Raw genomic sequence first — 11,539 nt, 5'->3', positions numbered from 1 at the left:
TTCTACAAGTGGTCCGCGCCGGGTGTGATTGAGGCGGCGCTGCTTGCCGACGGCGTGCCGGCCGACAAGCTCTATCCCCTCGATCTCGACCGCGCCTTCAAGAAACTCGACACGATCAAGGGCGACATCATCTGGTGGTCGGGCGGCGCGCAGTCCCAGCAGCTTCTTGCCTCGGCCGAAGCACCCTTCGGCAGCCTGTGGAACGGCCGCATGACGGCTCTTGCCCAGACCGGCGTCGGTATCGAGACCTCCTGGGAGCAGAACATCACCGCCGCCGATTCGCTCGTCGTGCCCAAGGGCGCGAAAAACAAGGAAGCGGCGATGCAGTTCATCGCTCTCGCAACATCGGCAGAAGCACAGGCCGAGCTTGCCAACCTGACCGGCTACGCGCCGATCAATCTCGACTCGCCGGAGCTGATGGACGCGGACCTGGCAAAGACCTTGCCGGACGCGCAGACCGCGAGCCAAGTCAACGCCGACATGAACTACTGGGCCGAGAACCGCGATGCGATCGGTGAGCGCTGGTACGCCTGGCAGGCGAAGTAACCCCGAAATCACCGGAAGGACGTTGCGGCGTTCTTCCGGCTGCTCCGGCGGTTTGAGGGTGGGCGCGCGCGGTCCGTTTCAGACGGAGCCTTTATGGGAGGAGAGACGACGATGGTGTCGCACACCGAAACCGACAGCGGCAGAGCGTATGCGCCTACGCGCGTCAGGCGGCTGACCGACTTTGAACTGACCTTGCCGGCGCTCGTGTTGCTGGTCCTGTTCTTCGTCGTGCCAGTTGTCATCCTGCTGATGCGCAGTGTCACCGAACCCGTGCCTGGCCTCGGCAACTATGTCGAACTGCTGGGCTCTTCGACCTATCTCAGGATCTTCACGAACACCTTCCTGGTCTCCGGCCTCGTCACCGTCGTTTCGCTGCTCATCGGCTTTCCCGTCGCCTGGGCACTGGCGGTGATGCCGGGTCGCGCCGCCTCGATCGTCTTCGCTATCCTGCTGCTGTCAATGTGGACGAACCTGCTTGCACGCACCTATGCATGGATGGTGCTGCTGCAGCGAACAGGCGTCATCAACAAGGTGCTGATCGGGCTCGGGCTGATCGATAAGCCTCTGCCGCTCGTCAACAATCTCACGGGCGTAACAATCGGCATGACCTACATTATGCTGCCCTTCATCATCCTGCCGCTCTACGGCGTCATCAAAAAAATCGATCCGGCGATCCTGCAGGCGGCAGCACTCTGCGGCGCCAACCGATGGCAATCACTAGTCCGGGTTCTTCTGCCCTTGGCAGTGCCTGGTATGGCGGCCGGCGCGCTCATGGTCTTCGTCATGTCGCTCGGCTACTTCGTCACCCCGGCACTGCTTGGCGGAACGGCCAATATGATGCTCGCCGAACTCATCGCCCAATTCGTGCAGTCGCTCGTCAACTGGGGCATGGGCGGTGCCGCGGCCCTGGTGCTCCTGGTCGTGACGCTTGCCCTCTATGCGGTGCAGTTGCGCTTCTTCGGCACCGATAGGATGGGAGGACGCTAAGATGCTCCTGAACCTAAATCGCCTCGGCTGGTGGAAGCTGGTCCTTTTCGGTATCACCGTGCTCACCACCGCTTTCCTGCTGCTGCCGATCCTCTTCATCGCCGCGCTGTCCTTCGGCTCGTCGCAATGGCTGATCTTCCCGCCGCCGAGTTGGACGCTCCGGTGGTATCAGGAGCTGTTCGCCGATCCGCGCTGGCTGGCATCGGCGTGGACCAGCTTCCAGATCGCGATCATCGTCACCGTACTTTCGGTGCTTCTCGGTCTCGCCACCTCCTTCGGGCTGACGCGCGGCCGGTTCGCCTTTCGCGAAGGGCTGAAGGCGCTCTTCCTGACGCCGATGATCCTGCCGGTGGTCGTTCTCGCGGTGGCGCTTTACGCCTTCTTCCTCAAGATCGGCCTCAACGGGACCCTGACCGGTTTCGTCATCTCCCACCTGGTGCTGGCGCTGCCGTTCTCGATCCTCTCGATCGGCAATGCGCTTGAGGGTTTCGACAAATCGATCGAGGATGCCGCCGTTCTTTGCGGCGCCTCGCCGCTCGAAGCCAAGGTCCGTGTGACGCTGCCGGCGATCAGCCACGGCATCTTCTCGGCGGCGATCTTCTCGTTTCTCACCTCCTGGGATGAGGTGGTCGTGGCCATCTTCATGTCGAGTCCGACGCTTCAGACGCTTCCTGTCAAGGTCTGGGCTACGCTGCGACAGGATCTGACCCCGGTCGTTGCTGCCGCCTCGACGCTCCTCATCCTCCTCACAGTGCTTTTGATGGTGCTCGTTGCCGTCGTTCGCAAAGGATTGAAATCATGAGCAAGCCCTTTCTGCAAATCCGGGGCATCCGCAAGGAATACGGACCCGTGACGGCTGTGCAAGACGTCAATCTCGACGTGGCGCAGGGCGAATTCCTGACCTTTCTCGGCCCGTCGGGATCGGGCAAGAGCACAACGCTCTATATTCTCGCTGGCTTCGAGGACCCGACCGGCGGCGACATCCTGCTCAACGGGGAATCTCTGCTGTCAACGCCCTCTCATAAGCGCAATATCGGAATGGTGTTCCAGCGCTACACACTCTTCCCGCACTTGTCGGTTGGCGAGAACATTGCGTTTCCGCTGAAGGTCCGCCGCCTGCCGAAGGCGGAGATCGACGCCAAGGTGCGCCAGATGCTGAAGCTCGTGCGGCTCGAGGGCTTCGAGGATCGCAAGCCAGCGCAAATGTCAGGTGGCCAGCAGCAGCGGGTCGCCTTGGCGCGCGCTCTTGCCTATGACCCACCTGTGCTGCTGATGGACGAGCCGCTCTCCGCGCTGGACAAGAAGCTGCGCGAGGAGATCCAGCACGAGATTCGTCGGATTCATCAGCAGACGGAGGTAACGATCCTCTACGTTACGCACGACCAGGAGGAGGCGCTCAGGCTGTCCGACAGGATTGCCGTCTTTTCGAAGGGCGTGATCGATCAGATCGGCACCGGACCGGAACTCTACGCCAATCCCGCCACCCGCTTCGTTGCGGAGTTTATCGGCGACAGCGATTTCCTGCCCTGCAACGTAGTCTCCGCAGGGAATGGCCGAGCCGAGATCGCGATTTGCGAGACCATGACCGTCGCGGACATCCCCCTTCATGGGACCGCATCCTCCGGCAGCAAGGCAGCACTTATGCTGAGGCCGGAGCGCCTGCTCTTGTCGAAAAGGCAGTCGGAGTCTGGCTTGCCTGTCACGGTCAGCGATATCACCTTCCTCGGCAACAACGTCCATGTGGCGACGAAGACCAGCAAAGGCAACAATCTGTCGGTCCGCCTCCCATTCGGCCACGAGGCAATCTCCGGCCTCAATCGCGGCGACGCTGTCTGGCTGAAATTCGACGCAGAGTCGGCGCACGTCTTCGGCCAATAGTTGCAGCCGGCATGCCGAGAAGGCCGGCAAACGGCTAAAAGCCGGCGCTCTATCGCAAGGACACTTGTAAATGACCATTTCGGAAAAACTTCTCGCTAAGCTGAAGGATTCGAGCCTCGCGCTCAACAGAGCCCTGGTCGGAAGCGAATGGCTCGGCAGGAGCGACAGCGGCAAGACGTTCGAGGTCAGGAACCCGGCGACCGACGAGATCATCGCCACATTACCCGACATGAGCCGCGCCGAAACAGCGCGCGCCATCGATATGGCCCATGCAGCGCAAAAGGCATGGGGAAAAAAGACTGGCAAGGAACGGGCCGCGGTGCTGCGCGCCCTCTACGACCTCCTCGTTGCAAACGTTGATGACCTAGCCACCATCCTTACCATGGAGATGGGCAAACCCCTTGCGGAAGCGAGAGGCGAAATTCTTTACGGCGCCTCTTATGTCGAATGGTTTGGCGAAGAGGCCAAGCGCGTCTACGGCGACACCATTCCGGGTCATCAGCAGAACAAGCGCATTATCATCCTCAAGCAGCCGATCGGCGTCGTGGCCGCGATCACGCCCTGGAATTTTCCGAATGCGATGCTTGCGCGCAAGTTGGCGCCTGCCATTGCGGCGGGCTGCGCAGTCGTTTCGAAGCCGGCTGCGGAGACGCCCCTATCGGCGCTGGCGCTTGCCACGCTCGCGGAACGCGCCGGCCTGCCAGCAGGGGTTTTCAGCGTGATCCTGTCGACCGATTCCGCCGCGGTCGGCAAGCAAATGTGCGAAAGCGACAAGGTCCGTAAGCTAACCTTCACGGGCTCTACGAACGTCGGGAAAATTCTGATGCGCCAAGGCGCCGACCAGATCATGAAGCTGGGTCTGGAACTCGGAGGCAACGCGCCGTTTATCGTCTTCAATGACGCCGATCTCGATGCGGCGGTGGAAGGCGCAATGGTGGCCAAGTACCGCAACAATGGCCAGACCTGCGTCTGCGCCAATCGGCTTTTCGTGCAGGCCGGAATATATGACGCCTTTGCAGAGAAGCTCGCCGCCAAGGTTCGGCAGATCAAGGTGGGCGACGGATTCGAACCCGAGGTCGATGCGGGACCGCTGATATCGGAAAAGGCTCTCGCGAAGGTCGAAGAGCACATTAGCGACGCTGTAGCAAGGGGGGCGGAGGTGGCTCTCGGCGGTAATCGCCGAGGCGGCCTGTTTTTTGAACCGACCGTCCTGACGGGGGTCACGGTCGATATGAAGATCGCCCACGAAGAAACGTTCGGGCCTGTTGCGCCGCTTTTCAGGTTCGAGACGGAGGAAGACGTCGTTGAGATGGCCAACAATACCGAATTTGGACTGGCGTCCTACTTCTACGCGAAGGATCTGAGCAAGATCTTCCGCGTGGCCGAAGCGTTGGAATACGGTATGGTTGGTATCAACACCGGCCTGATCTCCACTGAGGTGGCGCCCTTTGGCGGTATCAAGCAGTCTGGGCAGGGTCGCGAAGGTTCCAAGTACGGCATCGAGGACTATTTGGAACTCAAGTATCTCTGTATCAGTATCTGATGCGCGCGGGAGGCGCGTTTTTGTGAGAGGCTGGAGCCTCCGGCGCAGCGTACGGGCGCATGTTGCCGTTCTGTGCTCAGAAGATCGCATAATGTATCGTGTGGAATGCAGCGCACTAAGCGAGCGAAGCATCCCGCTTCAGCTGCCGCAGGATCGTGTCGCCGCTGACTGGCATGCCCAGCCGTCGCATCCAAGCGCTAGCCAGGACTTCCGCCGGCACTATGGCCGAGCAGACTAACAATCTCCGAGATACTCCTTATCCGGTGCGCATAAGGAGAAGCAATCGTCGGGGGTCGATCGGTGAAAGTTTGTCGTTCGCAATTCTCATGTGTGCACCGCCAGGACTCAATGCCAAGGGACCGTCGCATCGCAAGGTAAGATCGTCAACGGATTATCGCCGTCGCAATTTCACCAACCGAGCCCCTCGGATATTTTCCTCGCGGCGTTCTTTAATAGGGCGATGTAACGCTGAATGTCGCTGTCCTGTGTCCGAAACGCTGGAGCGGCGATGTTCACGGCAGCAATGACCGAGCCGTCGAAGGCGAGCACCGGGACGGATACCGACACAAGCTGATCACTGACCTCGCCGCGGCTGACGCAATGCCCGGCCTCGCGAACGCGTTTCAGCTCCGCCTCCAGCCTGGCGCGGGTCGTGATGGTCCGGGCGGTGAAGCGCTCGAGCTTGTCGGGAATCATCTGCGCTTGAACTTGCGGCGGCAGGTAGGCGAGTAGAACCTTATAAGAGCCGGCATGAAGCGGTCGGCGCCTTCCGATCATAGAATGCACCCGAAGATCCCGAGTCGGCTCGAACTTGGCGATGCAGAGGGACTCGCCATTGTCGATGATCCTCAGCTGGGTCGTTTCATTTACCTTCTGCCCTAGCTCTTCCAGGATCGGGTTTGCGATTCTGACCAGGTCAACCTGCGTTGACGCGGCCGTGCCGAGCACGATCGCGGTGTTTCCGAGGCGATACGTCCCGCTACTACTCTTCCTGACCAATCCTCGGCGTTCCATTGTGCGTAACATTCGTAAGATTCTTGGCTTGGTTTCACCGATGTTTCTGGCGATATCGGCCAACCTGCAGTCCGGATTCTTCGCAACGTCGAGAAGCACATCAATGCAGACATCAACGGATTGAACTGTGGAGATTTTCTCCTGTTTTCGCTCATCGTTCACTGGGGAGTTTCCTTAAGAGAAATAACTGGATTATGGCTCGGGATGGAATGTAACGATGACCGTAACATGATCGTTTTCCGTTTGACAACGAACGTCCTCGGAACCTACTCTTTTTTCCAAGAGAGGGTCAGAACCACTCGTAAGGCTGGCATCAGACCGGCAGGGAACTCCAACTGGGATTTAACAACATGACCGCAAATATATTGACGCGAGCAGCCGTCGCTCTGCTCGGCACGATCGCCATTCCTGCACTCGCCGCCGCGCAGGAGACCCCCCTGACGATCGGCATGTCGACGACGCCCACCACCCTCGATCCGCATGAGGACAGTTCGGCGCCAAACAACGCGACGTCCCGGCACATCTGGGACAGTCTCATTAATCTCACAGGGACGTCGGCCAACGCCCCGGAACTTGCCACCGAATGGAAGGCTCTCGATGACACGCACTGGGAATTCAAGCTGCGTGAAGGCGTGAAGTTTCATGACGGAAGTGAGTTCGACGCCGACGACGTAGTCGCCTCGCTGCTGCGGGCCCGCGACAAGCCTAGCCAGGGTTTTGCGTCCTACACCCGCAACATCGCGAATGTCAGCGTCAAGGACCCGCTCACCGTCATCGTCGAGACCAAGGTTCCCGATCCGCTGATTCTCAATTCGGTCAGCCGCATCCGCATCATCAGCGCCGACTGCAAGGACGCGGCGGTCCAGGATTTCGACAGCGGCAAGTGCGCGATCGGGACCGGGGCTTATTCCTTCGTCTCCTATACGCCGGGCGGCGACCTGACGATGAATCGGAACGAGAACTATTTCGCCGGCCCGTCACACTGGTCGAACGTCACCCTGCGCTTCCTGCCCGACGACGGCGCCCGGCTGGCGTCGCTTCTGTCGGATGAGATCGACATTATCGAAGCCCTTCCGGCAGACGGCATGGCGCGAGTCGAGGCGAGCGAAAACCTCCAGATCATCAACGGCCAGTCCTCACGCCTGGTCTATCTCGGCATGGATGTGGGCCGCGATGCCTCGCCCTTCATCAAGGCGGCGGATGGTTCGGACCTCGGCAAGAACCCGCTCAAGGACATCCGCGTCCGCCGTGCACTGCTGATGTCGATCAATCGCCCTGCCATCGTCGACCGCGTCATGCAGAAGAACGGCACCGTCGCCGACCAGTTCGTCGCCGAAGGCTATGCCGGCCATAGCGACAAGGTCGAGAGCGTCGCCTATGATCCGGCCGCCGCAAAGGCACTCCTGGCAGAGGCGGGTTATCCGGACGGCTTCAGCATGACGCTGCACGGCCCCTCCGGCCGCTACGTCAAGGATGCCGAGGTGCTCCAGGCCGTCGGGCAGATGTTCACGCGCATCGGCATCCAATCCAAGGTCGAGGTGATGCCCTGGGCCATGTATTCGGAAGCCTATGCGGAAGGCCAGTACAGCACTTATCTCGGCTCGTGGGGCGTCAACACCGGCGAGACGACAAATCCGACGGTCGCCCTGGTCGCCACGCGCGACGAGGAGAAGGGAACCGGGCGCTATAATGGCGGCGCTGTGTCGGACCCGGAGATAGACGAGGTGCTCGCCCGCGCGAGCTCGACACTTGATGAGGTGAAGCGCGTCCCGCTGCTGCAGGAGCTGTCGAAGCAGACCTTCGATAATCTCTGGATCCTGCCCATGCACTACGAAAACGTCGTGCTCGGCGCCCGAAAGACGGTCGCCTACACGCCGCGCGGCGACAAGTACACCCTTGCCTATGAAGTAAAACCCGCAAACTGACGCCGGGCCTGGGGGCCGTGCGAGGCGGCCCCACCTTGACCTTTCCAGGAGACAATCATGCAGGAACTCGGAACGGGCGATGCCAACGCCCGGGCGAAGGCAATCTATGACTACGGCCAGACGGCGATTTTCGCATCGCGGGCCGACCCGCGCCTTCATATGCTGCTCTACGTCCCGCCGACGGCTGCCGATGGCCGCAAACTCGACCTACTGGTCGCCGTGCACGGCACTGGCCGCACCTCGGCCATCGATTTCCGGGACGGTTTCGCCGAATTCGGCCTCTACAACGATTGCGCCATCCTGTGTCCGATCTTCCCCGTCGGCGTGCTCGGCGACGGTGCGCGCTCCGGCTACAAGTTCATCGAGGAAGGCGAAATCCGCTATGACCGCGTCGTTCTCGCCATGGTCGAGGAAGTCGCTGCCAAATATGAACAGGACTGGTCGACCTTCGCCATGTTCGGCTTCTCCGGCGGCGGGCATTTCACCCATCGCTTCGCCATCCTTCACCCTGAAAAGCTCTGGGCCGCGTCGATCGGCGCTCCCGGCTCGGTTACGCTTCTCGATGCGACGCGCGACTGGTGGGTCGGCATACGTGACCTGGAGGCCCGTTTCGGCCGTCCGTTCCAGCCGCAGGAACTTGCGAAGGTCCCTGTTCAGATGGTTGTCGGCGACGCCGATTTGGAGACTTGGGAAATCACCCACCAGCCCGGCGGGCGGTATTACATGGAGGGCGCGAACGATGCCGGCGCGACGCGGCCCGAGCGTCTGGCGGCGCTTGCGAAATCGTTCAGCGATGCGGGTGTGAATGTGAGCTTCGAGCGCGTGCCGGGGGTCTCCCACGACCGGATCAAGGTGCTGGGCCACGTCAAGAGCTTCCTCGCAAAGGTATCAAAGGACCGTCGCGCAAGATGAGAAATGCAACCATTGTCGCGCCGCAGCCTGAGGCGGTGGAAGCAGGTGCTCATGTGCTCGAGCGCGGCGGCAACGCTATCGACGCCGCGCTCGCCTGCGCCTTCGTGCAGGGCGTCGTCGATCCGCAGATGGCGGGCATCGGCGGGTTCGGCTCCATGCATGTGCACATGCCGAAAAAGGGCGTGCACGAGGTCCTCGAATTCTACGCTCGCGCCCCCTTGAAGGCGACGCCGGACATGTGGCTGGGCGCTATCAAGCATCAGAGCCGGGACGGCTTCGGCTACGTCCTGGAAGGCAATGTCTCTGATATCGGCTACCTTGCGGTCTGCACGCCCGGATCCCTCAAGGGCTACGAGACGGCTCTCCGGGACTACGGCACGTTCGACTGGGCCGATCTCATCGCACCAGCGATCCGCTATGCCCGCGACGGCTTCATGATCCGCAGCCACATGCACTGGTACTGGACCAAGGACCAGTCGGACGACGGGTTCGCGAACACGTACGAAAAGCTGCGCTACTCCGTCACCGGCCGGCGCGTGTATTTCCATGAGGACGGCGATATTCGCAATGTCGGGGAAATGCTCGTCAACACGGACATGGCGCAGACGCTCGAACGCATCGCGCACAGTGGGGGATCCGACATCTTCTACCATGGCGAGATCGCCGAGCAGATCGCCGAGGATTTCAAGGCCAATGGCGGCCTGATCGACCGGCAGGATCTCGCGCGCTACGAGCTGTCGCGCGTGAAACCCGTCTGGGGCGAATATCGCGGGCACCGCATTGCCACATCGCCTCCGCCGGGTTCCGGCTTCCCGATGCTCGAACTCCTGCACATCATGGAACAGTTCGACGTCGGCACGATGCAGCACGGCAGCGCCCAGCATATCCGCATCCTGTTCGAGGCCATGAAGCGGATGACGATCGACAAGGACGCGCACATGGGCGATCCCGCCTATGTCGAGGTGCCCTACGAGAAGCTGCTGTCTCGCGACCATGCAGCCGCCCTGGCCGCGTCGATCAAGGCCGGTGAGAGAGCCAATGTCTCGCGCCTCGACCGGTCGCAACGCGAGACGACCCATATCTCGGTTATCGACAAGGACGGCAACGCCGTCGCCATGACCCACACGCTGGGCAGCCCGTCCGGTGCTATCACGGACGGGCTCGGCTTCATGTATAACGGCACTATGAGCCGCTTCAATCCGGTTCCGGGGAAGCCCGGTTCAATCGCTCCCGGAAAGCGCAGGCCGAGTTCCGCTGCGCCGACCATCGTCTTCAAGGACGACGAACCCAGCATCGTGATCGGTGCGCCGGGTGGGAGCTATATCGCCCCGGCCGTCGCACAATGCCTGATGAACATGATCGACTTCGGCATGCCGGTCCTCGAGGCGGTGGTCGCGCCGCGGATCGTCGGGGTGTCGAACACCATCGACATCTGCAACCGCATCCGCCATTCGGTCGAGGACGAACTGCGCGCGGAAGGGTATCAAGTGGCCCGCTCGCCCCAGACCTACGCCTTCGCGGCGGTCCACGCGATCAGGATAGAAAACGGCATCTCCAGGGGAGCCGCCGATCCGCAACGCGACGGGATGGCGATCTCCGTCGCCTAGATCACGACGATTTTGGCTCGGATCGATCTAAAATCATGAAGGGGATCGATTCTATTGGGCTAAAGCGGGGTGCAGGCGGAAAACCGCTCGGGAGCGAAACCGCTTCGGGTAGGACAATGCGGTGAAAACAGGGGCCCTGGAGAAGAAAATGGTCACATCGATAATCAGGCGGTTGATACAGGCGGTGTTCGTCGTCGTCGCGATGACGGTGATCGTGTTCATCGGCGTGAACGTGATCGGCAATCCGGTTGATATCTTGATCAACCCCGACGCCAATCAGGCTGAGCGCGCCCGTGTGATCGCCCATTATGGTCTCGACCAGCCGCTCTGGCGGCAATATCTCCTGTTCCTGCAAGGTCTGCTGCACGGTGATTTCGGCGACAGCTTCGTCTATGGCCGCCCGGCCATGGGGCTCATCCTGGAACGGCTGCCGGCAACGCTCGAACTGGCGATCTCGGCTTTGACGATCGCGCTCGTCTTTGGCCTGCCGCTCGGTCTTTACGCCGGACTCTATCCGAACCGAGTCTCGTCGAAGCTGATCATGAGCGGCTCGATCCTCGGGTTTTCGCTGCCGACATTCTGGGTCGGCCTGATGCTGATCATGGTCTTCTCGGTCGAGCTTGGCTGGTTGCCGACCAACGGGCGCGGCCCGACGCTGGAGCTGTTCGGCGCGCAATGGTCGTTTCTGACCGGCGAGGGGATCAGGCACCTCCTCCTGCCCGCCTTCAACCTCGCTCTGTTCAAGACGTCCCTCATCCTGCGGCTGACGCGCGCCGGGGTGCAGGAGGTCCTGCCCCAGGATTATGTCAAGTTCGCTCGGGCGAAGGGTTTGCGCGAGCGCCGGGTGATCGCCGTACACGTGCTCAAGAACCTGATGATCCCCGTCGTGACGATCATTGGCCTCGAATTCGGCTCGCTCATCGCCTTTTCGGTTGTAACCGAAAGCATCTTCGCCTGGCCGGGCATGGGCAAGCTGATCATCGACTCGATCAACCTTCTCGATCGGCCCGTCATCGTCGCCTACCTGATGATGATGGTCCTCCTCTTCGTCGTCCTGAACTTCATCATCGACGTCTGTTACACCATCCTGGATCCGCGGGTCCGGCTGGATTCAAAGGCTTAGACGC

General features: G+C 61.2%; 10 protein-coding genes and 1 pseudogene. 9 read left to right on the top strand and 2 right to left on the bottom strand.

Translation table 11 applies throughout. The features are described 5' to 3' along the window. From FB009_RS29315 to FB009_RS29295, 5 genes are all read left to right on the top strand, one after another. A partial coding sequence (locus FB009_RS29315) for an extracellular solute-binding protein (RefSeq protein WP_145162649.1) occupies positions 1-546 on the top strand: 546 nt, incomplete at its 5' end. A gap of 111 nt (positions 547-657) precedes the next feature. Further along, on the top strand, positions 658-1,533 hold the full coding sequence (locus FB009_RS29310) for an ABC transporter permease (protein ID WP_127582227.1): 876 nt from the start codon (positions 658-660) through the stop codon (positions 1,531-1,533). Between the two features lies 1 nt (position 1,534). After that, complete coding sequence (locus FB009_RS29305; protein ID WP_028055214.1) at positions 1,535-2,335, top strand: ABC transporter permease; 801 nt, start codon at positions 1,535-1,537, stop codon at positions 2,333-2,335. Continuing rightward, entirely contained in the window at positions 2,332-3,411 is a 1,080-nt protein-coding gene (locus FB009_RS29300) for an ABC transporter ATP-binding protein (protein ID WP_101778471.1), read from the top strand. Before FB009_RS29305 ends, FB009_RS29300 begins: the two co-directional genes overlap by 4 nt. Before the next feature lie 70 nt (positions 3,412-3,481). Beyond that, positions 3,482-4,954: an NAD-dependent succinate-semialdehyde dehydrogenase gene (locus FB009_RS29295; protein ID WP_127582229.1), complete on the top strand. Its 1,473-nt coding sequence runs from the start codon at positions 3,482-3,484 to the stop codon at positions 4,952-4,954. 118 nt (positions 4,955-5,072) lie between these two features. Here FB009_RS29295 and FB009_RS33445 read toward each other — a convergent pair. Together FB009_RS33445 and FB009_RS29285 are read right to left on the bottom strand one after the other, a co-directional pair. Beyond that, positions 5,073-5,304, bottom strand: a pseudogene (locus FB009_RS33445) (ISL3 family transposase); the annotation flags it as partial. A gap of 58 nt (positions 5,305-5,362) precedes the next feature. Next, positions 5,363-6,130 (bottom strand): IclR family transcriptional regulator, encoded by a 768-nt coding sequence (locus FB009_RS29285; protein WP_028055278.1) that lies wholly within the window; start codon positions 6,128-6,130, stop codon positions 5,363-5,365. Between the two features lie 188 nt (positions 6,131-6,318). Between FB009_RS29285 and FB009_RS29280 the strand changes: the two genes are divergently transcribed. The 4 genes from FB009_RS29280 (at position 6,319) to FB009_RS29260 (ending at position 11,535) form a co-directional block, all read left to right on the top strand. Then, a complete protein-coding gene (locus tag FB009_RS29280; RefSeq protein ID WP_102045381.1) occupies positions 6,319-7,893 on the top strand; it encodes an ABC transporter substrate-binding protein in 1,575 nt (524 codons plus the stop codon). 57 nt (positions 7,894-7,950) lie between these two features. Beyond that, positions 7,951-8,805, top strand: coding sequence for a hydrolase (locus FB009_RS29275; RefSeq protein WP_102045380.1), 855 nt, complete (start codon positions 7,951-7,953; stop codon positions 8,803-8,805). Continuing rightward, entirely contained in the window at positions 8,802-10,412 is a 1,611-nt protein-coding gene (gene ggt / locus FB009_RS29270) for a gamma-glutamyltransferase (RefSeq protein ID WP_127582232.1), read from the top strand. The genes FB009_RS29275 and ggt overlap by 4 nt, the downstream gene beginning before the upstream one ends. A gap of 148 nt (positions 10,413-10,560) precedes the next feature. After that, positions 10,561-11,535 carry an ABC transporter permease gene (locus FB009_RS29260; RefSeq protein WP_028055280.1) on the top strand — a complete coding sequence of 325 codons (975 nt, stop codon included), beginning with the start codon at positions 10,561-10,563 and terminating at the stop codon, positions 11,533-11,535. The last annotated feature ends 4 nt before the right edge of the window (positions 11,536-11,539 follow it).

It is taken from the genome of Sinorhizobium medicae (genome assembly GCF_007827695.1).
Classification (GTDB): Bacteria; Pseudomonadota; Alphaproteobacteria; order Rhizobiales; family Rhizobiaceae; genus Sinorhizobium; species Sinorhizobium medicae.
The sequence above is the reverse complement of the archived record's forward strand: the minus strand, read 5'-3'. Positions and strand labels throughout refer to the sequence as shown.